Below are 22,874 nucleotides of genomic sequence, written 5' to 3' on the forward strand. Positions count from 1 at the left end.
GGCGCCGCTGCTCAGTCCGGGACGCGGCGGTAGGCGCCGTCGCTGGCCGAGGTGGCCATCGACGCGTACGCCCGCAGCGCCGCGGAGACCGGCCGCTCTCGGTCCACCGGCGTGTACGGGCGGTCCCGCTTCTCCTGGGCCACCCGGCGGGCGGCGAGGGCCTCGTCCGGCACGTTCAGCCCGATGGACCGGGCCGGGATGTCGATGACGATCTCGTCACCGTCCTCGACCAGGGCGATCAACCCGCCGGCGGCCGCCTCGGGGGAGGCGTGCCCGATCGACAGGCCGGAGGTACCGCCGGAGAACCGGCCGTCGGTGACCAGCGCGCAGGCCTGGCCGAGTCCGCGGCCCTTGAGGAACGACGTCGGGTAGAGCATCTCCTGCATGCCCGGGCCGCCCTTCGGGCCCTCGTAGCGGATCACCACCACGTCCCCGGCGACCACCCGCTTGCCCAGGATGGCGTCCACGGACGCCTCCTGCGACTCGAAGACCTTGGCCGGGCCGCGGAAGGTGAGGCACTCGGCGGGCACCCCGGCGGTCTTCACCACGGCGCCGTCCGGGGCCAGGTTGCCGTACAGGATGGCCAGGCCGCCGTCGGCGGAGTAGGCGTGCTCGCGGTCCCGGACGCAGCCGTCGGCGGCGTCGGTGTCCAGGCTCGCCCACCGGTTGGTGGTGGAGAACGGCTCGACGGTGCGCACCCCGCCCGGGGCGGCGTGGAACAGCTCGACGGCCTCCGGCCGGGCGGCGCCGCCGCGGACGTCCCAGTCGGCCAGCCAGGTCGCCAGCGAGTCGGCGTGCACGGCGCGCACGTCCCGGTTCAGCAGCCCGGCCCGGTCCAGCTCGCCCAGGATGGCCGGGATGCCGCCGGCCCGGTGCACGTCCTCCATGTGGTACTTCGGCGAGTTCGGCGCGACCTTGGCCAGGCACGGCACCCGGCGGGAGATGGCGTCGATGTCGGCCACGGTGAAGTCCAGTTCGGCCTCCCGGGCCGCGGCCAGCAGGTGCAGCACGGTGTTGGTGGAACCGCCCATCGCCACGTCCAGGGCCACCGCGTTCTCGAACGCGGCCCGGGAGGCGATCGAGCGGGGCAGCACCGAGGCGTCGTCCTCGCCGTACCAGCGGTTGGCGATCGCCACGGCGGTGCGGCCGGCCTCGACGAACAGCGACCGGCGCGCGGCGTGGGTGGCCAGCGTCGAGCCGTTCCCGGGCAGCGCCAGGCCGATCGCCTCGGTCAGGCAGTTCATCGAGTTGGCGGTGAACATGCCCGAGCACGACCCGCAGGTCGGACAGGCGGAGCGCTCGATCTCGTCGAGCTGGTCGGCGGTGACCGCCTCGTTCGACGAAGCGATCATGGCGTCGATCAGATCGATCTTGTCGTGCACGACGCCCTCGACCGCGACCGTCTTACCCGCCTCCATCGGGCCGCCGGAGACGAACACGGTGGGGATGTTCAGCCGCAGCGCGGCCAGCAGCATCCCCGGCGTGATCTTGTCGCAGTTGGAGATGCAGACCAGCGCGTCGGCGCAGTGCGCGTTGACCATGTACTCGACCGCGTCGGCGATCAGCTCCCGGCTGGGCAGCGAGTAGAGCATGCCGCCGTGCCCCATGGCGATGCCGTCGTCGACCGCGATGGTGTTGAACTCACGACCCACCCCGCCGGCCTCGGCCACCGCCCCGGCGACCAGGCCGCCCATGTCCTTGAGGTGCACATGCCCCGGCACGAACTGGGTGAAGCTGTTGGCGATGGCCACGATCGGCTTGCCGAAATCGTCGTCGGTCATCCCGGTGGCCCGCCAGAGCGCCCGGGCGCCGGCCATCGTCCGGCCGTGGGTGGAGGTCTTCGACCGCAGGTCAGGCATGACACCCAGTCTTGCACCGTCGACGCCGCGCGGACCACCGCCGCGGCCGGGCTTCCACCACTCGGGACGCGGCCGGCCCGCGGCCGGGTCCGGGGCACGGCATGGACCCCGGCCCGGTGCGGCGCGGCTGGAGCCGATCGGGCACAGTTGATGTCGTGCGGCTCCCCTCGGTGGTGGCGATCTTCGCGGCGGTGGGTGGGCTGGCGGCCGGTGCCGGGACGGTGCTCATGATCGTCGCCGCGGTCCGGCAGGCCGGCCCGCGCCGCCGGGCCCAGCTGTGGTTGGCGGCCGGCGCGGCGCTGGCCACGGTCAGCCTGATCGTGGGGCTGGCCGGGCTGGCCACCGTCGCCACCGACTGGCAGCACCACCCGACGCAGCGGATGACGCTGGCCAGCCTGGTCGCGCTCGGCTTCGCGGCCGGCGGCGTCGCGCTCTGCCTGGGCCAGCTGCGGCTGCCCGGGGTCGGCGACACCGGCGTGGCGACCATGCACCTGCTGCTCGACGCGCTGGTCATCGCGGCGGCGCTGTGGTTCGTCGGGTGGGTGCTGGTCAGCGAGCCGACCCGGCTGCTCGGCGCGGACACCCCGACCGGCTGCCCCCCGATCCTGCTGGCCACGATGAGCGCGGCGGGTGCGGTCGGGCTGACCGGCATCGTCGGGATCCGGGCACCGCGGCCCCGGCGCCGACTGCTGTTGACCGGCTGCGGCACCACCGCCGCGGCCGTCGGCGGGCTGGCCCTGGCCGCCGGCATCTGCCAGCTCGGTCCGGTGGTCGCCCTGGCCGGCGTACCACCGGTGGCGGCCGGCCTGCTGGTGGTGGCCTGGGCCAGCCGTACGCCCCGGGTGGCCGGCGTGCCGGACATCGACCTGATCTGGCGCGGCAGCGTGTACGCGTTCTTCCCGATGACGGCGATGGTCGGCGCCGGCCTGCTGTACCTGCTGCGCGACGGTGCCTTCACCCTGCCGGGGGTGGCCGCGGCCGCGGTGGAGGGGTTCGCCCTGGTGGCCCGGCAGTCGTTGGCCCTGCGGGACGTGCGTGGCTACGCCGGCCGGCTGGTCGAGCGGGAGGCGCACTTCCGGGAGCTGGCGCACACCGACCCGCTGACCGGGTTGGCCAACCGCCGCGGGCTGCTGCGGGCCCTGCACGAGGACACCTCGGAGCAGCCCCGGGTCCTGCTCGGGCTGGATCTGGACGGTTTCAAGACCGTGAACGACCTGCGCGGGCACGACGTCGGGGACGCCGTACTGGTCGAGGTCGGTCGGCGGCTGCGGGCCAACCTGCGCCCCGGTGACGTGGCCGCCCGGCTGGGTGGGGACGAGTTCGCCGTGCTGATGCGGGCCGGTCCGGCGGAGGCGGGCCGGGTCGCCGAGCGGCTGCTCGGGGTGCTCGGCGGGGCGTACCCGCATCCGGACGGCCAGCTCTACCTGTCGGCCAGCATCGGGGTGGCGGACCAGTCGACCGGGCCGGACGTCGAGGCCCTGCTGCGCCACGCCGACCTCGCCCTGCGCCGGGCCAAGCAGTGCGGCAAGAACCGGGTCGAGCGGTACGACGTGAGCTACGACCAGTTGCTGCGCCGGCGTACCCGGTTGGAGCAGGAGTTGCGCGGCGCGGTGGCCCGGGACGAGCTGCGGCTGGCGTTCCAGCCGGTGGTGGCCATCCCCTCGGTCCGCCCGGTCGGCGCCGAGGCGCTGCTCCGCTGGCACCACCCCGAGCTGGGCAACGTCCGGCCGGACGAGTTCATCCCGCTGGCCGAGGAGTGCGGCGTGATCGCCGAACTCGGCGCCTGGGTGCTGCACCGGGCCTGCCACCAGCTCTCCCGCTGGCTGGCCGACGGGCACGACGTGTGGGTGTCGGTCAACGTCTCGCCGCGCGAGCTGCACGCCCCGGAGTACGTGGTCCAGGTGGCCGAGGCGCTGCGCGCGCACCGGGTGCCGCCGCAGCGGTTGGTGCTGGAGGTCACCGAGCACGCCGTGGCCACCGACCTGGACGAGTTGATCCGCCGGCTGACGGCGCTGCGGCTGACCGGCGTACGGATCGCGCTGGACGACTTCGGCGCCGGCTACTCGTCGCTGGGGCAACTGCGCCGGCTGCCGATCGACATCCTCAAGATCGACCACAGCCTGGTCGCCGAGGAGGAGCCGGCCCGGGCCGACGGCCGGCCGGACCGGCCGTTCGCGCCGATGGTGGACGTGGTGATGCGGCTCGGCCACCAGTTGGGGCTGGAGGTGATCGCGGAGGGGGTGACCAACCCGCGGGAACTGGCCGCGGTGGTGGCGGCGGGCTGCCGGTTCGGCCAGGGCCACCTGTTCGGCTGGGGAGTGCCGGCCGAGCACCTGGAGGCCCGGTTGGAGGCGGTCACCGCCAGCCTTCCGGCTCAGAATGTGAGATCAGTTGACTCATCGCGTGAGATGCGGCAGGCTTGACCCATGCCTGGCACCAGCTCGTTCCGAGTACTTACCTGAGCGCACTCTCGCTGACGAGAGTGCGCTGGCCCCGTGCAATCTGCACGAGGGCTTTTTTGTTGCCGTCACACCCGTAGCCCGCCGCCGTCACCTACCACCGACGTCGACCGTTTGAGCACCGCCGGACATCGTCGAACCCGAGCCGAAGGCCTGAACCGCCATGACGCGACCAACGCCAGAGACCCTCGCCCAACGGGCGCACCACGGGACCCACCCGCCCGCGCCGACCCCCGCCGCCGTCGCGCCGGCCGCGGCCGTACGCGCCACCGCGCCGGTGCAGGTCTCCGGGGCCGGTTCGCTCGTGAAGTCCCTCGAGGCGCTCGGGGTCGAGGTGGCGTTCGGCATCCCCGGCGGCGCGATCCTGCCGGCGTACGACCCGCTCTACGACTCCACCGTGCGGCACATCCTGGTCCGCCACGAGCAGGGGGCCGGACACGCCGCCACCGGCTACGCGCAGGCCACCGGCCGGGTGGGCGTCTGCATCGCCACCTCCGGGCCGGGCGCCACCAACCTGGTCACCCCGATCGCCGACGCGTACATGGACTCGGTGCCGATCGTCGCGATCACCGGCCAGGTGGCCAGCCCGACGATCGGCTCGGACGCCTTCCAGGAGGCGGACATCCAGGGCATCACCCTGCCGATCACCAAGCACAACTACCTCGTGCAGACCGCCGAGGAGATCCCGCAGGTGCTGGCCGAGGCGTTCCACCTGGCCGCGACCGGCCGGCCCGGCCCGGTCCTGGTGGACATCCCCAAGGACATCCTCCAGGCGCAGACGACGTTCAGCTGGCCGCCGACGCTGGACCTGCCGGGCTACCGGCCGACCCTGCACCCGCACGGCAAGCAGATCCGCGAGGCCGCCCGGCTGATGACCACCGCCCGCCGCCCGGTGCTGTACGTCGGCGGCGGCGTGCTCAAGGCCGGCGCCACCGAGGCGCTGCGCAAGCTGGCCGAGCTGACCGGCATCCCGGTGGTGACCACCCTGATGGCCCGCGGCGCGTTCCCCGACTCGCACCCGCAGCACCTGGGCATGCCGGGCATGCACGGCACCGTCGCCGCCGTCTACGCCCTGCAGAAGGCGGACCTGATCGTCGCGCTGGGGGCCCGGTTCGACGACCGGGTGACCGGCAAGCTCGACTCGTTCGCCCCCGGCGCGGCGGTGGTGCACGCCGACATCGACCCGGCCGAGATCGGCAAGAACCGGCACGCCGACGTGCCGATCGTCGGCGACGCGCGGCACGTCATCGACGAGCTGATCGCGGCCAGCGCCAGCGAGCAGGCCGCCGGCCGGATCGGTGACCGCACCGACTGGTGGGCGCAGCTGGACGACCTGCGCAACCGCTACCCGCTGGGCTACGACGAGCCGGCCGACGGCACCCTCGCCCCGCAGTACGTGATCAAGCGGCTGGGCGAGCTGGTCGGCCCGGACGCCGTCTACGTGGCCGGCGTCGGCCAGCACCAGATGTGGGCCTCGCAGTTCATCTCCTACGAGAAGCCGCAGACCTGGCTGAACTCCGGTGGTCTCGGCACGATGGGCTACGCGGTGCCGGCGGCGATGGGCGCCAAGGTCGGACTGCCGGGCACCACCGTGTGGGCGATCGACGGCGACGGCTGCTTCCAGATGACCAACCAGGAGTTGGCCACCTGTGCCCTGGAGGGCATCCCGATCAAGGTCGCCGTGATCAACAACGGCAACCTCGGCATGGTCCGGCAGTGGCAGACGCTGTTCTACGGCGAGCGCTACTCCAACACCGACCTGGGCACCCACAAGCACCGCATCCCGGACTTCGTGAAGCTCGCCGAGGCGCTCGGCTGCGTGGGGCTGCGCTGCGAGAACGCCGACGACGTGGACAAGACCATCGAGGCCGCGATGGCCATCGACGACGCGCCCGTGGTGGTCGACTTCGTGGTCGGCAAGGACGCGATGGTGTGGCCGATGGTGGCCGCCGGCACCAGCAACGACGAGATCATGTTCGCCCGGGGCGTCCGCCCCACCTTCGACGAGGACGAAATTTAGTCATGACCGAATGCACCGAGCGCAGCGAGGGCCATGAGGGCATGACGAAGGAGACTCAGCCATGACTATCCATACCTTGTCCGTCCTCGTGGAGAACAAGCCGGGGGTGCTGGCCCGGGTGGCCGGGCTGTTCTCCCGCCGCGGATTCAACATCGACTCGCTCGCCGTCGGCGAGACGGAGAACCCGGACGTCTCCCGGATCACCATCGTGGTCAACGCCGAGTCCTCGCCGCTGGAGCAGGTCACCAAGCAGCTCAACAAGCTGGTCAACGTACTGAAGATCGTGGAGTTGGATCCGGCGGTGTCGGTGGCCCGCGAGTTGCTGCTGGTCAAGGTCCGGGCCGACCGGGCGGCCCGGTCGCAGGTGATGGAGACGGCCAGCCTGTTCCGGGCCCGGGTCGTCGACGTCGCGCCGGACACCCTCACCATCGAGGCCACCGGCACCGCCGACAAGCTCGACGCGTTGCTGCGCGATCTCGAACCGTTCGGGATCAAGGAAATGGTGCAGTCCGGCCTGGTGGCCATCGGACGGGGATCCCGTTCGATCACCGCCGGCCCGGCGCTGCGTGCCGCATGACCGCGACGGCCGCGACGGCCGTCGTACGAGAGGGAATGAGTCAGATGACCGCTGAGGTGTTCTACGACGACGACGCCGACCTGGCCGTGATCCAGGCGAAGCGGGTCGCGGTGCTGGGCTACGGCAGTCAGGGCCACGCGCACGCGCTGTCGCTGCGCGATTCCGGTGTCGACGTGGTGATCGGCCTGCCGGAGGGCTCGAAGAGCCGGGCCAAGGCGCAGGAGGAGGGGCTGCGGGTGCTCAGCCCGGCCGAGGCCAGCGCCGAGGCCGACGTGATCATGGTGCTCGCGCCGGACACGGCGCAGCGGTCGGTCTACGCCGAGGCGATCGCGCCGCACCTGACCGCGGGCAAGGCGCTGTTCTTCGGCCACGGCCTCAACATCCGGTACGGCTTCATCGAGCCGCCGGCCGACGTGGACGTGGCGATGGTCGCCCCGAAGGGCCCAGGTCACCTGGTCCGCCGCCAGTACGTGGACGGCAAGGGCGTGCCCTGCCTGGTCGCCGTCGAGCAGGACGCCACCGGTCAGGCGCTCGCGCTGGCGCTGTCCTACGCCAAGGCGATCGGCGGCACCCGGGCCGGCGTGATCAGGACCACCTTCAAGGAGGAGACGGAGACCGACCTGTTCGGCGAGCAAGCGGTGCTCTGCGGCGGCGCGTCGGCGCTGGTGCAGACCGGCTTCGAGGTGCTCACCGAGGCCGGCTACGCCCCGGAGATCGCCTACTTCGAGTGCCTGCACGAGCTGAAGCTGATCGTCGACCTGATGTACGAGGGTGGCATCGCCCGGATGCGCTACAGCATCTCCGACACCGCCGAGTACGGCGACTACTCGCGTGGCCCGCGGGTGATCGACGGCCGGGTCAAGGAGGAGATGCGCAAGATCCTCGGGGAGATCCAGTCGGGCGAGTTCGCCCGCGAGTGGATCGCCGAGGACGACGCGGGCCGGCCCAACTTCACCAAGCTGCGGGCCGAGGGTGCGGCGCACCCCATCGAGGAGACCGGTCGCCAGCTGCGCGGCATGATGAGCTGGGTGGATCGCCCGATCACCGAGACGGCCTGACCGTTCGCCCGGACGGACCGTGCCCGGCGCTGCCACCGCGCGGGGCACGGTCGGCCGGCCGGCCGACGGGTCGGCGTGGCACGGCCCGCACCGTGTGCCCGGTCCGCCCCGGTGGGCCGGGTAGCGGTTCGCGGTTGGCACCCCCGGTCGCCGGGTCGATGTCGTGCCGCTGGAGGGTTCGCCGGCCCACGGCCCTGGCCATGTCGCCCAGGGCTCCGAGGAACATGGCGGAGCTGCCGACAAGGAAGAGATAGCGGGCGACGGGTGTGGCGTCCAGCACGTACAGCAGGCTGCCGAGGATGAAGAGGACGTTCCCGGCCAGGCCGATGACCAGGTGGACGGTCGGGTAGCGACGGACGAACGCGAGCAGCTTGCGACGCCGTCCGGTGGTCAGGTTTTGTTGTGGCATACCGAATCCTCGGCGCTCCTTCGACGGTCGGTAGGGGACTGTTCCGCGGCCGGAATCTGTGCCGCTACCCGGGTGTGGGACGGTCAAACGCGCGCTGGATTCACGTGTCCTGAGCTCATATGGGGGACACCGGGCCGATTTGTGAGGGCACTCACGGCCGCTGTCCCGTCGAGGGGTTCCGGCGGCGGCCTACGATCGCGGATAGGCGCGCCGGCCGGAGTCGACCGCCGAGTGGCATGGATCACCAAGGGGCGCAGAGCGGCGCTCCGCCGCCCGAGAACCTTTCTGACGACATCTACGAGGACCAATGACTCCTGTCGTACTGATCGCCGAAGAACTCGCTCCCGCCGCCATCGAGGTACTGGCGCACGACTTCGACGTACGACACGTCGACGGCACCGACCGGCCGGCGCTGCTCGCCGCGCTCGCCGAGGCCGACGCCGTCATCGTGCGCAGCGCCACCCAGATCGACGCCGAGGCGGTGGCCGCGGCACCCCGCCTCAAGGTGGTCGCCCGGGCCGGCGTGGGTCTGGACAACGTCGAGGTGCCCGCCGCCACCGCTCGCGGCGTGATGGTGGTCAACGCGCCGACCTCCAACATCGTCTCGGCCGCCGAGCAGGCGGTCGCGCTGCTGCTCGCGGTGGCCCGCAACACGGCCAGCGCCAGCGCCGCGCTGAAGGCCGGGGAGTGGAAGCGGTCCAAGTACACCGGCGTGGAGATCCAGGGCAAGACCGTCGGCGTGGTCGGCCTCGGCCGCATCGGGGTGCTGTTCGCCCAGCGGATCGCCGCCTTCGGCACCCGGCTGATCGCCTACGACCCGTACATCCAGCCGGCCCGCGCGGCGCAGCTCGGGGTCCGCCTGGTCGGCCTGGACGAGCTGCTGCGAGAGAGTGACTTCATCTCGATCCACCTGCCCAAGACCCCGGAGACGGTGGGCCTGATCGGGGCGAAGGAACTGGCCCTGGTCAAGCCGGAGGTGCGGATCGTCAACGCCGCCCGCGGCGGCCTGGTCGACGAGCAGGCGCTGGCCGACGCGATCGCCGAGGGCCGGGTCGCCGGCGCCGGGGTCGACGTCTACGCCAAGGAGCCGTGCACCGCCTCGCCGCTGTTCGCGTTCGACAACGTGGTGGCCACCCCGCACCTGGGCGCCTCCACCGCCGAGGCGCAGGACAAGGCGGGTCTGGCCGTGGCCAAGAGCGTCAAGCTGGCGTTGCAGGGCGAGTTCGTCCCGGACGCGGTCAACGTACAGGCCGGCGGGGTCGTCGCCGAGGACGTGCGGCCGTTGCTGCCGCTGGCCGAGAAGCTCGGCAAGGTGTTCACCGCGGTGGCGGGTGGGGTCGCCGCCAGCGTGACCGTCGAGGTCCGCGGCGAGATCGTCGCGAACGAGGTGTCGGTGCTGAAGCTCGCCGCGACCAAGGGCCTGTTCACCTCGGTGGTCGAGGAGCAGGTGACCTACGTGAACGCACCGCACCTGGCCGCCGACCGGGGGGTCGAGCTGGCGCTGGCCGTGCTGGCCGACACCGTCGAGCAGCCCACCCTGGTGACGGTCCGCGGCGCGCTGCCGGACGGCCGGACGGTCAGCGTCTCCGGCACGGTGGTGGCCGGTGGAGCCCGCGACGTCGTCAAGCTGACCGAGGTGGACGGCTTCGACCTGGAGCTCGGCGCCGAGGGCGTGCTGCTGTTCCTCCGGTACGCGGACCGGCCGGGCGTGGTCGGCGCCGTGGGGTCGATCCTGGGCGAGTCCGGGGTCAACATCGCCGCGATGCAGGTGGCCCGGCGGGAGGCCGGCGGCGAGGCGCTGATGACCCTGACCGTGGACTCGGCGGTGGCGGTCGACCTGCTCGACTCGGCCGCCGGTTCGATCGGCGCGGTCGCGGCCAGCGCGGTGGACCTGCGCGACGAGTACTGAGCGACGAATCGGGGACCCCGTCGCCCGCTGGCCGGGTGGCGGGGGCCCGCGCGTCCGGAACCCTACTGTCCTAGGATGCCGTAGGGCTGGTGATGGGGAAGTCGCGGTACCGCCGCAGCGGCGACCCCGGCGGCGGGTCCGCGACAATCTCGGCCGGACCCGGGGACGGGCTCCCGCTCGGCGCTGTCTGCCGCACCGGGAGCCCGTTTCCGCATCCCGTCAGGCCAGGGCGGGGACCGGTTGCGGCGGAACCGGGCCGACGTAGCGCGCCGCCGGGCGGATGATCTTGCTGTCGGCAGCCTGCTCCAGGATGTTCGCGCACCAGCCGATCACCCGGCTGGACGCGAAGGTCGGGGTGAACATCTCGCGGGGCAGGCCGCACAGCTCCATCACCACGCCGGCGTAGAACTCCACATTGGTGTGCAGTTCCCGGCCCGGCTTGAGTTCGGCGAGCAGTTCCACCACCCGGCGCTCGACCTGGACGGCGAAGTCGACCAGGTCCCCGCCCAGCGACCGGGCGATGTCGCGCAGCAGCACCGAGCGCGGGTCCTCGGTGCGGTAGACCGGGTGGCCGAACCCCATGATGCGGTCGCCGGCCAGCACCCGCTCGCGGATCCACCCGTCGATCCGGTCCGGTGTGCCGATCGCGTCCAGCGTGTCCAGGGCCCGGCTGGGCGCGCCGCCGTGCAGCGGTCCGGACAGCGAGCTGAGCGCACCGCAGACGGCGCCGACCAGGTCGGCGCCGGTGGAGGCGATCACCCGGGCGGTGAACGTCGAGGCGTTGAAGCCGTGGTCGATCGTCGAGATCAGATACTGCTCGACGGCGCGGGCGTGCGCCGGCCGGGGTTCCTCGCCGGTCAGCATGTAGAGGTAGTTCGCGGCGTACGACAGGTCCTCGCGCGGCTCGACCGGTTCCCGGCCGGTGCGCAGCCGGTGCAGGGCGGTGAGCAGAGTGGGGGTCAGCGCGCAGGCGAACAGCGCGTCGGCCCGGCGAGCCTCGGGGGTGAGGTCCAGCACCGGGCGTACGCCCCGGGCCGCCCCGGCCAGCGTCAGGGCGGTCCGCAGCCCTTCCAGCGGCGCCGGCCGGGCGCCGGCCCGGGCGATCGGCCCGAGCAGCGAGCGTACGGCGTCCGGGATCCGGCGCAGCGGGGCGATCGGCGACGGTCGGGGGAGTTGGTTCGACCCGGCGGAGGTGGAGCGGCTGGCCTCCCGGGGAGCCGGCCGTCGGGCCCCCCGGGCCGCCGACCCGGTGATCCGCACTGCGGTGACGCTGATCCGGGACGGCCTCCACTACCGTGGCCGGGACGCCACCGAGTTGGCCCGGTCGGCGAGCTTCGAAACGGTCGCGCACTGGCTGTGGGTGGGCCAGTGGCGGCCGGACCTCCGGTTCACCGCCCCGCCCGAGGCGGTCGAGCAGGCCCGGACCGCCCTCGCGGCGCTGCCCGACGCGACGCGCGTCACCGATCGACTCCGGGTGATCGCCGGCGTCGTCGCGTCGACCGACCCGATGCGGTTCAACACCGAACCGGACGCGGTCGCCGCCACCGGCGGTGCGCTACTGGCGGCACTGGTCGACGCCCTACCGCCGGTGGAGCCGGCAACCGCACGGTCCTGGACCGCAGGGCATGGCCGAACGCGCACCGGCGTCCGCCGGGCCGCTGGTGCTCCGCCCGACACCGACACGCCCTCTCTGGTCGGCGGGTTGGCCACCCGGCTGTGGCCCCGGCTCACCGCCGAGTCGCCGACGCCCCCGGCCGTGGCCGTGCTCAACGCCGCTCTCGTGCTGCTCGCCGACCACGATCTCGCGGCGTCCACGGTGGCCGCCCGGGTGGCCGCCTCCACCCGGGCCCATCCGTACGCGGTGGTGGCCGCCGGCCTCAGCGCCTTCGAGGGGCCGTTGCACGGTGCCGCGGCCAGCCACGCGTACCGGTTGCTCGGTGCCGCCATCGTCAGCGGCGACCCGGTCGGCGTCTACTCGGAGGCGCTGCGCACCGACGGGCGGGTGGACGGATTCGCCCAACCCGCGCACCCGCTCTACCCCGACGGTGACGTCCGCGCCCGGACCCTGCTGGCGATGCTCGACGCGGTACCGGCCGCCGCCGAGGTCCGGGCGGCGATCGACGGGCTGCTCGATGCCGCCACCCGTCGGTCACCCCGACAGCCCACGGTGGAGTTCGCCCTGGCCGCGCTGGTGCACAGTTGCGGGATGACGCCGGACGCCGGCGAGGGCATCTTCGCCGTGGCCCGGACCGCCGGCTGGCTCGCGCACGCGATGGAGGAATACCGGGAACCGGGCCTGCGGTTCCGGTTCCACGGCACCTACACCGGTGATCGGCCGTCGCCGGGCTCGTGACCTGCCCGAACGTCCATTCGGGAGGACCGGGGGCGGGACCGGTGGCCCGCCGCACCGGCGAGGGCGGCGCACCGGCCCGGCGGCCGTCGGCGGGTGTGCGGAATGGACGCCACGCGACACGCGAAACCCGGTATCTCTTGCGTAGAGTTGCGTCGATTCGATAGCGTATCGACAAGGTTACCCGGTGAGTTCTCCGGCGCGGAACTCGTCTTCGGGTGACGGTGCGCCGCGTCGAGGCGCAACCCGGGAGCCACCGAGTGCGCGAGCCACGCGCACTGGTCGCTGATCGACCCTCACGTTCGTTGCCGAGACCGTGGGGGTCGATCGCGGTCCCGCCGGGTCCGCCGCCGGTTGCCGGGCCGCCCCGACACCGGTTGTCGGGACCGCCGCCGGTGTCGGAGATGAGCGGTCAGCGGGGGCCGGCGAACAGTGCCCGGTAGCCGTCCGCGGTGGGAAACCAGTCCAGTCCGGCCGGCCCCGCGGCGAACAGGGCGGTCGCGTAACCGTCGGCGACGGCCAGATCCGGCCCGGCCACCGTCGCGGCCGACAGCCGGGCCACCGGCTCGCCGGTGTGCGGGTCGACCACATGATTCCGCCGGCCGGCCACGCCCGAGGTGCCCACGGCGCCGGCGGTCATCTCCAGCAGCATCGGCGAGCGCCGGCCGCCGGTCGGGTGGTGGACGGCGACCCGCCACGGGCCCCCGTGCGGCGCGTGCCCCCGGACTACCAGATCCGCGCCGCTGACCACGGCGTAGTCCTGGACCCCGGCGGCCCGCAGCCGGCTGGCGGCCCGCTCGACGGCCCAGCCACCCAGCAGTCCGCCCGGGTCGAAACCGCCGGGCACCGCCCAGGCGTCGAACCACCCGTCGGTGGCCGCCCGCATCGCGGCGCAGCGGGCCACGATGTCGGCCAGCGGGGGATAGGAGTCGGCGGAGATCTCGCCCCGGCGCAGCCGGGACACCAGGCTGTCCGGGTGCAGCGGGCTGTAGGTGACGTCGATGGCCCGCAGTTCGGCGACCGCGTCGGCGATCGCCTCGCCGGTGCCGCGTCGGCCCAGGTCGGCCGGGGCGTTCAGGACCAGCAGGTACTGGGCGGTCGAGGTCTGCAGGCTGTGCCGGGCCACGATCCGGTCGGCCGAGTTCGGCAGCGGGATCAGGCTCTCGGCGGGGCGGCCACCGGTGCCGGCACCCAGCCGCAGGTCGGGCCGGTCGTTCGCCGGTGCTTCCCGCAGACCGGTCCTGGCTCGCTGGATCAGCATCGCTCGCCCCCTCTGGCAACGGTCCCACCGTAGGCGGCGAACATGACCGGAGGGTGGAGTGCCGCTGTGAAACTCCTGTACACCGAACCGTCGTCCAGATGATGGGAGGCGCGTACCGTTCTTCGGGAGGGCCGGCTACGGTGTCGGGACGGTGAACGGCGGCGAGGGAGACGACGTGGCGGTGGCGCGGATCGCGGTGGTGGCCGGCGACGGCATCGGTCCCGAAGTGATCTCCCAGGCGCGCAAGGTGATCGACGCCGTGCTGCCCGGCGTGGAGACCACCGACTACGACCTGGGAGCGGCCCGCTACCACCGGACCGGCGAGGTGCTGCCCGACCAGGTGCTCGCCGAGTTGGCCGGGCACGACGCGATCCTGCTCGGCGCGGTGGGCGACCCCACCGTCCCGCCGGGCGTGCTGGAGCGTGGCCTGCTGCTCAAGCTGCGGTTCGCCTTCGACCAGTACGTCAACCTCCGTCCCTCCCGGCTCTGGCCCGGCACGACCAGCCCGCTCGCCGGCCTCAAGCCCGGCGAGATCGACCTCGTGGTGGTCCGCGAGGGCACCGAGGGGCTCTACACCGGCGCGGGCGGCGCCCTGCACCGCGACACGCCCGCCGAGGTGGCCACCGAGGAGAGCCTGAACACCCGGCACGGCGTCGAGCGGGTGATCCGCGACGCGTTCGCCCGGGCCGGCCGCCGCGAGCGGCGCAAGGTGACCCTGGTGCACAAGACCAACGTGCTGACCCACGCCGGTTCGCTGTGGCGGCGGGCCTTCGAGGCGGTCGCGGCCGAGCACCCGGACGTGGAGACGGAGTACCAGCACGTCGACGCGGCGGCGATGTTCCTGGTCACCCGCCCCCAGCGGTACGACGTGGTGGTCACCGACAACCTGTTCGGCGACATCCTCACCGACATCGCCGCGGCCGTGACCGGGGGCATCGGGCTGGCCGCCAGCGGGTGCATCAACCCGGAGCGGACTTATCCGTCGATGTTCGAGCCGGTACACGGTTCGGCGCCGGACATCGCCGGCCAGGGCGTGGCCGACCCGGCCGCCGCCGTACTCTCGGCGGCGCTGCTGCTGGACCACCTCGGGCACCCCGAGGCGGCCGAGCGGGTGTCCCGGGCCGTCGCGGCCGAGCTCGCCGGTCGTACGCCCGGCGCGGCACTGCGTACCGCCGAGGTGGGCGACCGGCTCGCGGCGGCCGCGGCGGGCTGAGCCCGTCCCGGTCGATCCGCGCGGTCCCGGCGGTGCGGGTGGGTCAATCGACGGATGTCATTCCGTCGACCGGAGGCTGCCGCTGAACGAGCGTTCGGGGTAAGTTTCAGGCACCAGTCCGTCCGGTGTGCCGGTGACGCATGCCGGTTTCCCTCAGGGAGGTCAGCGCAATGAGCGGTGGTGACAAGCTCGACTTCGAGATTCGTCCGAATCCTCAGCCGGTAGCCGCCGCCGAACGGGCCGCCCTGATGGCCAATCCGGGCTTCGGCCGGGTGTTCACCGACCACATGGTGACCATCCGCTACGCCGAGGGCAAGGGCTGGTACGACGCCCGGGTCGAGGCCCGCGGCCCGATCCCGATGGACCCGGCAACCGCGGTGCTGCACTACGCGCAGGAAATCTTCGAGGGGCTGAAGGCGTACCAGGCGGTGGACGGTGGGATCACCATGTTCCGCCCCGACGCCAACGCGGCGCGGTTCGCCGACTCGGCACAGCGGATGGCCATGGCGCCGCTGCCGGAGCAGGTCTTCCTCGACTCGCTGCACCACCTGATCGACATCGACCGGGCCTGGATCCCGTCCGGCGAGGGCGGCAGCCTCTACCTGCGGCCGTTCATGTTCGGCAGCGAGGTGTTCCTCGGGGTGCGGCCCGCCAACGAGTACCTCTACGTGGTGATCGCCTCGCCGGTGGAGTCGTACTTCTCCAGCGGGGTCAAGCCGCTCACCGTCTGGGCCTCGCCGACCTACACCCGGGCTGCGCCCGGTGGCACCGGGGCGGCCAAGTGCGGCGGCAACTACGCCAGCTCGCTGATCGCCAAGGCGCAGGCGGCCGAGAACGACTGCGACGACGTGATCTTCCTCGACGCGGTGGAGCGCCGGTACGTCGACGAGATGAGCGGGATGAACATCTTCTTCGTCTACGACGACGGCACCCTGGCCACCCCGACGCTCGGCACGATCCTGCCCGGCATCACCCGCGAATCCGTGCTGACCCTGGCGAGGGAGGCCGGCCACCAGGTGGTCGAGCGCCAGGTCGGCTTCGACGAGTGGCGGGCCGACGCGGCGAGCGGTCGGCTGCGCGAGGTCTTCGCCTGCGGTACCGCCGCGGTGATCACCCCGATCGGTACGGTGCGCCACCCCGGCGGCGAGTTCGCCATCGCCGGCGGCGAACCCGGCAGCGTCACGATGGGCCTGCGGCAGACCCTGGTGGACATCCAGCGCGGCCGGACCGAGGACACCCACGGCTGGGTGCACCGGATCGCCTGACCCGACCACTCGACCGGCCCGCGCCACCCGGCGCGGGCCGGTGGCGTCCGGCTCAGTCCAGCAGGTGGGTCCGCAGGTCGGTGAGCTGTTGCCGGGTCAGGCCCGCGTCGAGCAGGTAGCTCTCGACCGAGCCGTGCCGCCGGCGCAGGCCGGCGAGGAACAGCGTCATCGCCTCGGCCGGCGAGGCCAGGAACGGCTGCGGGGGCGGGACGCTGTCCGGCAGGTTGTCCCGCAGCCAGGCGCTGAACCGTTCCGACGCGGCGGTGCTGCGCGCGTAGTCGTCGGCGATGTCGATGTCGTCGACGCCGAGCAGGGACAGGGTCAGGCCGCAGACGATGCCGGTGCGGTCCTTGCCGGCCACGCAGTGCACCACCACCGGCGCGCGCTCGGGGTCGGCGATGATGCCCACCGCCCGCGCGATCCCGGCGTACCCGGTCTCGGCCATGTCCAGGTAGCGGTCGGCGAGGTAGTGGGCCAGGCTCGACCCCTCGTCGTACGGGGTGTCCTCCCACTGCGCGTGCTCGGGGTGGATGTGCCGGTAGGCCAGCCCGTCGTAGGCGGGCACCCGGCCGTCCCGGTCGACCTCCGTCGGCCGGCGCAGGTCGATGACGGTACGGATGCCCAGCGCGGCGAACGCGTCCCGGTCCTCGTCGACCCGGTGCAACGAGTCCGACCGGTACAACCGCCGCCACCGCACCCGCCGACCGTCGAGGCCGGGATAGCCGCCGACGTCGCGGAAGTTGAACAGGGCCGAGAAGGGGAGGCTGCGGTCCGCCGTCGTGTCCACCCGGACAGGGTAGCGGCCCGCCGCAGCCAAAGCCGATCATCGATGTCCGGACACGTTCGTGGCGCCGGACGGACCAGCAGGGGAAACCTGGTCCGACCGGCGCCACGCTCAGTGAACCGTTTTCAACCTGGACCGCGCGGCGCGCAAGCGGCTGAGGACGGTCCGCAAGGGGAGGTTGAAAAAGGTTCAGTTGGGTGGGGACAGGGTCACATACGGGGCGGGGGGATCGGGGAACCGGGCTGGCCGTACGTGTCGCCAGGAGTGAGCGACTCGCCGCGGCCCACGGTAGGGTCCCCGGGCTGGGGCACCCCGTCCCGGTACTCGGTGGTCCCGTGGGCCGGCTGCGACTGTCCCGGCACGGCCGTGCCGCTGCTGCCGTAGCTGGTCGAGCCCTGGCCGTAGGTGTCGCCGTAGTAGCCGCCGAGCCGGTCCCGGTACGCCGGGTCGCTGTGGCTGGTCTCGTCGAACTCCGGAGCGGCCTTGATCTGGTCCTTGGTCCGGTCGACGTACACCCTCTCCTCGTCGTGGTCCACCCGGTCGATCACGCCGGCGGGCAGCATGACCTTTCGACCGAAGATCCACGGTCCGGTGTCGACCACCAGGTAGCTGCTGCCGACCTCGCGGCTGTCGCTGTCGATCTTGCCGATCGAACCGTCGGTGGCCTCGACCTTGTAGCCGACCAGCTCGGCGCCGGTGGCCGTGGCCTCGTCCCGGAAGTTCCACGCCTGGAACCCGGCCGTCCCGCCGGACGGGTAGCCGCCCTCGGACGTGCCATGGCCGACCAGCGGGTCGCCGTGCACCGGCTGGTCAGCGGCGGGGTCGCCGGACAGTGCGCGGTGGTGGGTCGAGTCGCCGACGACCGCCGGCTCGGTGGTGGGGTTACCGGAGATGGTCGGGTCGGTGATGCTCTCCGGGGTGTGCCCCGAGTGGCCGTGCTGCGCGTTCTCGTGCTGCGGGTCGAGCCTGTCCATGGGCGCTCACTTCCTTATGGGTCGCCTGCCGTCCAGCGGGTCCATTGCTTGCTGTTCAGCAAAGACGTACCCAGGCGCCCGGTTTCCATACCAACTCGACCCGTCCGTGCCCCGCCGTCCGGCCCGGCCCGAGTGGACGTCCTGCTCGCGTCCCGGAATGTGGATTTCTGTCCCGCACAGCGGTAGGGCGTGGCAGAGTACCGATCGTGACCCACCGCGTACTCATTATTGGCAGCTAGCGCGCCCGGCCCTCCGCCCGCCGAGCGCGCAGACCTCCCGCATCGCGGGGGGTCTTTTGTTTGTCCGGCTCCCGGCGGTGGGTGACGGATCGGCGGACCGGTCGTTCGCGTTGCGGACCTCGGCCACCCGGTGGCCACGAGATCTCGGCCGCCCCGGCGGCATGAAAGGAACCTCGATGTCATTCCAGGTCTACGACACGACGCTGCGCGACGGTGCTCAGCGCGAGGGGATCAGCTATTCCGTCGTCGACAAGCTGGCCGTCGCCCGGCTGCTGGACGACTTCGGGGTCGGCTTCATCGAGGGCGGCTGGCCCGGGGCGATGCCCAAGGACACCGAGTTCTTCCGCCGGGCCCGCACCGAGCTGCAGCTGCGGCACGCCGTACTGGTGGCCTTCGGCGCCACCCGTAAGGCCGGCGTCGCCGTCGCCGCCGACCCCCAGGTCCGGGCGCTGCTGGACGCCGAGACCCCGGCCGTCTGTCTGGTCGCCAAGTCCGACATCCGGCACGTCGAGCGGGCGCTGCGCACCACCGGCGAGGAGAACCTGGCCATGGTCGCCGACACCGTCGCGCACTTCGTGGCCGAGGGACGGCGGGTCTTCCTGGACTGCGAGCACTTCTTCGACGGCTACCGGTACGACCCGACGTACACCGCGGCGGTGGTCGGCGCCGCGCTGGAGGCCGGCGCCGAGGTGGTGGTCATGTGCGACACCAACGGCGGGATGCTGCCCTCCCGGGTGACCGCGACCATCGGCGAACTGGTCGACCGGCTCGGCGTGACGCCCGACCGGCTCGGCATCCACTGCCAGAACGACACCTCCTGCGCGGTGGCCAACACCGTCGCCGCGGTGGAGGCCGGCGTGCGGCACTTCCAGTGCACCGCCAACGGCTACGGCGAACGGCCCGGCAACGCCGACCTGTTCGCCGTGGTGGCCAACCTGCAACTCAAGCTCGGGCTGCCGGTCCTACCGGACGGCTGCCTGGAACAGATGGTGCGCGTCTCGCACGCCATCGCGGAGATCGCCAACATCGCCCCCGAAACCCACCAGGCGTACGTCGGGGCCGCCGCCTTCGCCCACAAGGCGGGGTTGCACGCGAGCGCGATCAAGGTGGATCCGGTGCTCTACAACCACGTCGACCCGTCGGTGGTGGGCAACGACATGCGGATCCTGGTGACCGAGATGGCCGGCCGGGCCAGCATCGAGCTGAAGAGCCGGGAACTCGGCCTCGACCTGGCCGGCCATCCGGAGGCACTGTCCCGGGTCACCAAGCGGGTCAAGGAACTGGAGGCCGGCGGCTGGTCGTTCGAGGCCGCCGACGCGTCGTTCGAGCTGCTGGTCCGCTCCGAACTCCCGGACGCCGCGCTGCCGCTGCCGTTCGCGCTGGAGTCGTACCGGGTGCTGGTCGAGCACCGCGAGGACGGCGCGGTGGTCTCCGAGGCCACCGTCAAGATCCGGGTACGTGGCGAGCGGGTGATCGCCACCGCCGAGGGCAACGGCCCGATCAACGCCCTGGACGAGGCGCTGCGGGTCGGCCTGGCCCGGCACTACCCGCAACTGCGGGACTTCGAGCTGGCCGACTACAAGGTGCGCATTCTGGAGGGCAGCCACGGCACCGGTGCGGTGACCCGGGTGCTGGTGGAGACCGCCGGCAGCGGCGGCCGGGACTGGACCACGGTGGGCGTGCACCCGAACGTGGTCGAGGCGAGCTGGCACGCCCTGGTCGATGCCCTCACCTACGGCCTGGCCCCCCAACCGGCGCAGCTCTGACCGTGACCGTGGGGCCGCTCCGACGTGTTGGTCGCGGCGGAGCGGCCTCCGGCGGTGTGCCGATGAAGCTGTCGGGCGACGTTCAATGCGCGATCGTCGCGAACGGTGTCCAACGGGCCTGGTGATCCTCGGCCATCGCGGACCGAACTCGGGTGGTGAATTCTGCGCGGACTGCTTCTGAATGGGCCGCCAGCGGTGCGCCGGCCGCGATCATCTTCAGTTCGCGGACGTCGCGGAGCACGGGCCAGTCGGAGTCTCGGGTGACGTCGTGCTCACGTCGGCCCGGTCAGGTCAGGCGACGTTCAACTGGATGTTGCCGATCCGGGCCACGACGTCGAGATGCCCCCCAAGCCCGGTGACGTACGCGCGCAGCGTCTCGAGGTTGGTGACCCCGCCGTTCTCGATCTGGCTGATCCTGGCCTGCGAGAGTCCGGCCGCTTCCGCCAGTTGTGTCTGGGTCATGCCGAGCCCTTTGCGGATGTCCGCCAGTTGCGCGCCGCTGATCGAGGCGAGCATCCGCTCTCGCACCGCTGCCCGCCGGGAGATCCGCTCGGCCGTGTCCCAGGTCGGGTCGACCGCTCGCGCCTTGGCCTTGACGTCGCGCCAGCTCGTGCTCATGCCTGTGCTTCCTTCAGCTTGGTCAGGTGCTCCTCGAACCGACTGTCGGCCAACGGCACAGCTGTCTGATACCAGGAATTCCACTGCCCGGCCTTGTCTCCCGCCACCAAGAAGATCGCCTCGCGCATTGGATCGAACGCGAAGAGCATCCGGACCGTTCGCAGTATAAGCATCGCTAATATTTGAGGCGAGCTTGTCCTGGCATTGCTCTCGGAGCTGGTGACGCATATCTACGGCACGCGACCTACAGCCAGCGCGGCTCTGATCCCCACCGCAGGCCGAATCGATCTCTGCTTGACCGGCGCCCGTACGATGCGAGCCGCACATGAACATGAAACATGAGGAGACACCGTGCCACCTCTGTTCTGGCTCGCCCTCGTCGTCGCAGTGGCCGGGGTCATCGCCCTGGCCGCCTCGCTGGTCAGCCGCCAGCGCGGGCTGACCCTGCTGTCCCGGCCCGCCGCGGTCGCCCTGCTGGCGCTGGCGGCGCTGCTGACGGTCTTCGCCTCGGCCAACACCGTCCCGGTACGCAACGTCGGCATCGTGACCTCGTTCAACAAGCCGACCGGGGAGGTCACCGGCAGCGGGCTCAAGTGGGTGGCTCCCTGGAAGAAGGTCGGCGAGTGGGACGCCAGTCGGCAGAAGTACGACCACATCGGCGCGGACAAGTGCGTGAACGTTCGGACCGGCACCCTGGCCAACGCCTGCGTGGAGGCCCTGGTCGAGTGGCAGGTGCGGGCCGCCAACGCCCCCGAGCAGTTCATGGACTACAAGGGTGACTTCACGGCGTTCCGCAACCAGCGGGTCGGTGTGCAGCTCGACAGCGCCTTCAACGACGCGTTCAAGACCTACAACCCGCTGGAGAAGATCGACCTCAAGACCGGCAACCTGAACGTCGACCTCCAGCCGTTCATGGACTCGGTGAAGCAGTTCGCCACGAACCGGCTGGGGGAGGACGTCGAGATCCTGACGGTGACCATCATCCGGGTCAACCACGACGACAAGACCGAGGCGAACATCAAGGTCTTCCAGGACAAGCTCGCCCAGGCCCGGAACCTCGAACAGGACAGGAAGAACGCGGAACTGCAGAAGCAGGTGACCGAGACCAACGCCAAGGTCGACAAGGTGACCCGCTGCCTGGAGATCGCCGAGAAGACCAACCAGTCGCCCGGCCTGTGCCTCAACCCCGGCATCGTCATGGGCGCCGGCAAGTAGGCAGCGGGCGCATCCCCGGCCGAAGGTCATGCCGGGAGACGGCCGTCCGTGAGAAGGTTGGGGCTGATGTCTGTGCGGAGGCGGTCCGAATGAGTGCAGCGGTGCTTGAGCATGTGGGGCCGTGGAGCGAGGCTGACTATCTGGCTCTCGGCGAGACAACCGACCGGATCGAGCTCATCGATGGGAGCCTGCTGGTGAGCCCAGCGCCCAGCAAACGCCACCAGCATCTCTCACGCCGGCTCGCCAACGCCCTCGACGCGTCTTCCGCCGAGACGGGTCAGTGGGTGTATGAGGCGGTCAACGTCCGTCTGCGCACGGGTCGAATCGTCATTCCGGATGTCGTTGTCGCGGACACCGATGACGAGGGCGTCGTGATTGACGCGGTCGATGTACTGCTCATCGCGGAGATCGTCTCGCCCGGCAACGCCGCGGCCGACCGCCTGGTGAAGATGCACCTGTACGCGGCCGCCGGCATCGGGTGGTACATGCTGATCGAGCAGGACCCGGACGGGCTGACCCTGCGCCTGTACCGCCTGGACGGCTCTCACTACATCGAGCACATGATCGCCAAGAGCGGTGGGGAGCTCGTGTCGGATCTCCCCTTCCCGATCCGCCTGGCTCCCGCGGCCCTTCTCCGACGTTAGTCACAACCTTCGCCGCGTGCGGCGTTCCGGTCCGCCGTCGCGGCTCAGGAGCGCCGGACGCGGCGAAGCGCCGGCACGCTCGCGAGCAGCTCCTGCTTCCCGGCCTCGACGGCCTGCTCACCCCCGGCCCGCTCGACGTGGCCGCTGCGGATGTCCTTCCAGCGGACGTAGCTGCTCATGCCTCCTCCTCGGCGCGTTCCTTCAGGTCGTTCTCATGGCGTTGTTCCGCCAAGGGGAATCGCCTCGGCGTACCT

General features: G+C 72.0%; 19 protein-coding genes and 2 pseudogenes. 11 read left to right on the forward strand and 10 right to left on the reverse strand.

What is annotated here, in order from left to right; genetic code table 11:
• Positions 1–11: 11 nt before the first annotated feature.
• Positions 12–1,859, reverse strand: coding sequence for a dihydroxy-acid dehydratase (ilvD, locus tag ACFOX0_RS03415; protein WP_377541985.1), 1,848 nt, complete (start codon positions 1,857–1,859; stop codon positions 12–14).
• 227 nt (positions 1,860–2,086) lie between these two features.
• Here ilvD and ACFOX0_RS03420 point away from each other — a divergent pair, with 227 nt between their 5' ends.
• From ACFOX0_RS03420 to ilvC, 4 genes are all read left to right on the forward strand, one after another.
• The gene (locus ACFOX0_RS03420) at positions 2,087–4,282 is read left to right on the forward strand and encodes a putative bifunctional diguanylate cyclase/phosphodiesterase (RefSeq protein WP_377542509.1); all 2,196 of its coding nucleotides are present in this window, start codon (positions 2,087–2,089) and stop codon (positions 4,280–4,282) included.
• A gap of 199 nt (positions 4,283–4,481) precedes the next feature.
• On the forward strand, positions 4,482–6,338 hold the full coding sequence (locus ACFOX0_RS03425; RefSeq protein WP_377541986.1) for an acetolactate synthase large subunit: 1,857 nt from the start codon (positions 4,482–4,484) through the stop codon (positions 6,336–6,338).
• Between the two features lie 61 nt (positions 6,339–6,399).
• On the forward strand, positions 6,400–6,915 hold the full coding sequence (gene ilvN / locus ACFOX0_RS03430; protein WP_377541987.1) for an acetolactate synthase small subunit: 516 nt from the start codon (positions 6,400–6,402) through the stop codon (positions 6,913–6,915).
• Positions 6,912–7,973 carry a ketol-acid reductoisomerase gene (gene ilvC, locus ACFOX0_RS03435; protein ID WP_377541988.1) on the forward strand — a complete coding sequence of 354 codons (1,062 nt, stop codon included), beginning with the start codon at positions 6,912–6,914 and terminating at the stop codon, positions 7,971–7,973. The genes ilvN and ilvC overlap by 4 nt, the downstream gene beginning before the upstream one ends.
• Here ilvC and ACFOX0_RS03440 read toward each other — a convergent pair.
• Positions 7,957–8,382 (reverse strand): YrhK family protein, encoded by a 426-nt coding sequence (locus ACFOX0_RS03440; RefSeq protein WP_377541989.1) that lies wholly within the window; start codon positions 8,380–8,382, stop codon positions 7,957–7,959. The two genes, ilvC and ACFOX0_RS03440, sit on opposite strands and share 17 nt — an antisense overlap.
• Before the next feature lie 307 nt (positions 8,383–8,689).
• Here ACFOX0_RS03440 and serA point away from each other — a divergent pair, with 307 nt between their 5' ends.
• Positions 8,690–10,291, forward strand: coding sequence for a phosphoglycerate dehydrogenase (gene serA / locus ACFOX0_RS03445; RefSeq protein WP_377541990.1), 1,602 nt, complete (start codon positions 8,690–8,692; stop codon positions 10,289–10,291).
• Between the two features lie 219 nt (positions 10,292–10,510).
• Here serA and ACFOX0_RS03450 read toward each other — a convergent pair whose 3' ends face one another.
• Positions 10,511–11,551 (reverse strand): citrate/2-methylcitrate synthase, encoded by a 1,041-nt coding sequence (locus ACFOX0_RS03450; protein ID WP_377541991.1) that lies wholly within the window; start codon positions 11,549–11,551, stop codon positions 10,511–10,513.
• Between ACFOX0_RS03450 and ACFOX0_RS03455 the strand changes: the two genes are divergently transcribed.
• Positions 11,541–12,644 (forward strand): citrate/2-methylcitrate synthase, encoded by a 1,104-nt coding sequence (locus tag ACFOX0_RS03455; RefSeq protein ID WP_377541992.1) that lies wholly within the window; start codon positions 11,541–11,543, stop codon positions 12,642–12,644. The two genes, ACFOX0_RS03450 and ACFOX0_RS03455, sit on opposite strands and share 11 nt — an antisense overlap.
• Before the next feature lie 409 nt (positions 12,645–13,053).
• On the opposite strand, the gene ACFOX0_RS03460 is transcribed toward ACFOX0_RS03455, so the two are convergent.
• Positions 13,054–13,902 carry an FAD:protein FMN transferase gene (locus ACFOX0_RS03460; protein ID WP_377541993.1) on the reverse strand — a complete coding sequence of 283 codons (849 nt, stop codon included), beginning with the start codon at positions 13,900–13,902 and terminating at the stop codon, positions 13,054–13,056.
• A gap of 181 nt (positions 13,903–14,083) precedes the next feature.
• Between ACFOX0_RS03460 and ACFOX0_RS03465 the strand changes: the two genes are divergently transcribed.
• Both ACFOX0_RS03465 and ACFOX0_RS03470 read left to right on the forward strand, forming a co-directional pair.
• Entirely contained in the window at positions 14,084–15,115 is a 1,032-nt protein-coding gene (locus ACFOX0_RS03465) for a 3-isopropylmalate dehydrogenase (RefSeq protein WP_377542510.1), read from the forward strand.
• A gap of 170 nt (positions 15,116–15,285) precedes the next feature.
• Positions 15,286–16,380, forward strand: coding sequence for a branched-chain amino acid aminotransferase (locus tag ACFOX0_RS03470; RefSeq protein ID WP_377541995.1), 1,095 nt, complete (start codon positions 15,286–15,288; stop codon positions 16,378–16,380).
• A 52-nt stretch (positions 16,381–16,432) separates the two neighbouring features.
• Here the strand turns inward: ACFOX0_RS03470 and ACFOX0_RS03475 are convergent, their stop codons facing one another.
• Both ACFOX0_RS03475 and ACFOX0_RS03480 read right to left on the reverse strand, forming a co-directional pair.
• Complete coding sequence (locus ACFOX0_RS03475) at positions 16,433–17,197, reverse strand: tyrosine-protein phosphatase (protein ID WP_377541996.1); 765 nt, start codon at positions 17,195–17,197, stop codon at positions 16,433–16,435.
• Positions 17,198–17,565: 368 nt separating this feature from the next.
• Positions 17,566–17,997, reverse strand: a pseudogene (locus ACFOX0_RS03480) (PRC-barrel domain containing protein); the annotation flags it as partial.
• Between the two features lie 556 nt (positions 17,998–18,553).
• Between ACFOX0_RS03480 and cimA the strand changes: the two are divergent.
• Positions 18,554–20,143: a citramalate synthase gene (cimA, locus tag ACFOX0_RS03485; RefSeq protein ID WP_377541997.1), complete on the forward strand. Its 1,590-nt coding sequence runs from the start codon at positions 18,554–18,556 to the stop codon at positions 20,141–20,143.
• Positions 20,144–20,225: 82 nt separating this feature from the next.
• Here cimA and ACFOX0_RS03490 read toward each other — a convergent pair whose 3' ends face one another.
• From ACFOX0_RS03490 to ACFOX0_RS03500, 3 genes are read right to left on the reverse strand one after another with little or no spacing between them, the layout of a single operon-like run.
• Positions 20,226–20,384, reverse strand: a complete 159-nt coding sequence (locus ACFOX0_RS03490; RefSeq protein WP_377541998.1) for a hypothetical protein — start codon at positions 20,382–20,384, stop codon at positions 20,226–20,228.
• A gap of 50 nt (positions 20,385–20,434) precedes the next feature.
• The gene (locus ACFOX0_RS03495) at positions 20,435–20,761 is read right to left on the reverse strand and encodes a helix-turn-helix domain-containing protein (RefSeq protein ID WP_377541999.1); all 327 of its coding nucleotides are present in this window, start codon (positions 20,759–20,761) and stop codon (positions 20,435–20,437) included.
• Positions 20,758–20,910 (reverse strand): hypothetical protein, encoded by a 153-nt coding sequence (locus ACFOX0_RS03500; protein ID WP_377542000.1) that lies wholly within the window; start codon positions 20,908–20,910, stop codon positions 20,758–20,760. Before ACFOX0_RS03500 ends, ACFOX0_RS03495 begins: the two co-directional genes overlap by 4 nt.
• A 202-nt stretch (positions 20,911–21,112) precedes the next feature.
• Between ACFOX0_RS03500 and ACFOX0_RS03505 the strand changes: the two genes are divergently transcribed.
• The gene (locus ACFOX0_RS03505; protein ID WP_377542001.1) at positions 21,113–21,976 is read left to right on the forward strand and encodes a stomatin; all 864 of its coding nucleotides are present in this window, start codon (positions 21,113–21,115) and stop codon (positions 21,974–21,976) included.
• 89 nt (positions 21,977–22,065) lie between these two features.
• Positions 22,066–22,620, forward strand: coding sequence for a Uma2 family endonuclease (locus ACFOX0_RS03510; RefSeq protein WP_377542002.1), 555 nt, complete (start codon positions 22,066–22,068; stop codon positions 22,618–22,620).
• A gap of 47 nt (positions 22,621–22,667) precedes the next feature.
• On the opposite strand, the pseudogene ACFOX0_RS03515 reads toward ACFOX0_RS03510, so the two are convergent.
• Positions 22,668–22,799, reverse strand: a pseudogene (locus ACFOX0_RS03515) (helix-turn-helix domain-containing protein); the annotation flags it as partial.
• Positions 22,800–22,874 lie beyond the last annotated feature (75 nt).

The sequence above is a fragment of the Micromonospora zhanjiangensis genome (assembly GCF_042650605.1).
Lineage (GTDB): Bacteria > Actinomycetota > Actinomycetes > Mycobacteriales > Micromonosporaceae > Micromonospora_J > Micromonospora_J zhanjiangensis.

What these genes read in the sequence shown, in the direction of transcription:
- ilvD (WP_377541985.1), bottom strand. Translation starts at nt 1,859, where the DNA reads ATGCCTGACCTGCGGTCGAAGACCTCCACCCACGGCCGGACGATGGCC.
- ACFOX0_RS03420 (WP_377542509.1), top strand. Translation starts at nt 2,087, where the DNA reads ATGATCGTCGCCGCGGTCCGGCAGGCCGGCCCGCGCCGCCGGGCCCAG.
- ACFOX0_RS03425 (WP_377541986.1), top strand. Translation starts at nt 4,482, where the DNA reads ATGACGCGACCAACGCCAGAGACCCTCGCCCAACGGGCGCACCACGGG.
- ilvN (WP_377541987.1), top strand. Translation starts at nt 6,400, where the DNA reads ATGACTATCCATACCTTGTCCGTCCTCGTGGAGAACAAGCCGGGGGTG.
- ilvC (WP_377541988.1), top strand. Translation starts at nt 6,912, where the DNA reads ATGACCGCGACGGCCGCGACGGCCGTCGTACGAGAGGGAATGAGTCAG.
- ACFOX0_RS03440 (WP_377541989.1), bottom strand. Translation starts at nt 8,382, where the DNA reads ATGCCACAACAAAACCTGACCACCGGACGGCGTCGCAAGCTGCTCGCG.
- serA (WP_377541990.1), top strand. Translation starts at nt 8,690, where the DNA reads ATGACTCCTGTCGTACTGATCGCCGAAGAACTCGCTCCCGCCGCCATC.
- ACFOX0_RS03460 (WP_377541993.1), bottom strand. Translation starts at nt 13,902, where the DNA reads ATGCTGATCCAGCGAGCCAGGACCGGTCTGCGGGAAGCACCGGCGAAC.
- ACFOX0_RS03470 (WP_377541995.1), top strand. Translation starts at nt 15,286, where the DNA reads ATGAGCGGTGGTGACAAGCTCGACTTCGAGATTCGTCCGAATCCTCAG.
- cimA (WP_377541997.1), top strand. Translation starts at nt 18,554, where the DNA reads ATGTCATTCCAGGTCTACGACACGACGCTGCGCGACGGTGCTCAGCGC.
- ACFOX0_RS03495 (WP_377541999.1), bottom strand. Translation starts at nt 20,761, where the DNA reads ATGAGCACGAGCTGGCGCGACGTCAAGGCCAAGGCGCGAGCGGTCGAC.
- ACFOX0_RS03500 (WP_377542000.1), bottom strand. Translation starts at nt 20,910, where the DNA reads ATGCTCTTCGCGTTCGATCCAATGCGCGAGGCGATCTTCTTGGTGGCG.
- ACFOX0_RS03510 (WP_377542002.1), top strand. Translation starts at nt 22,066, where the DNA reads ATGAGTGCAGCGGTGCTTGAGCATGTGGGGCCGTGGAGCGAGGCTGAC.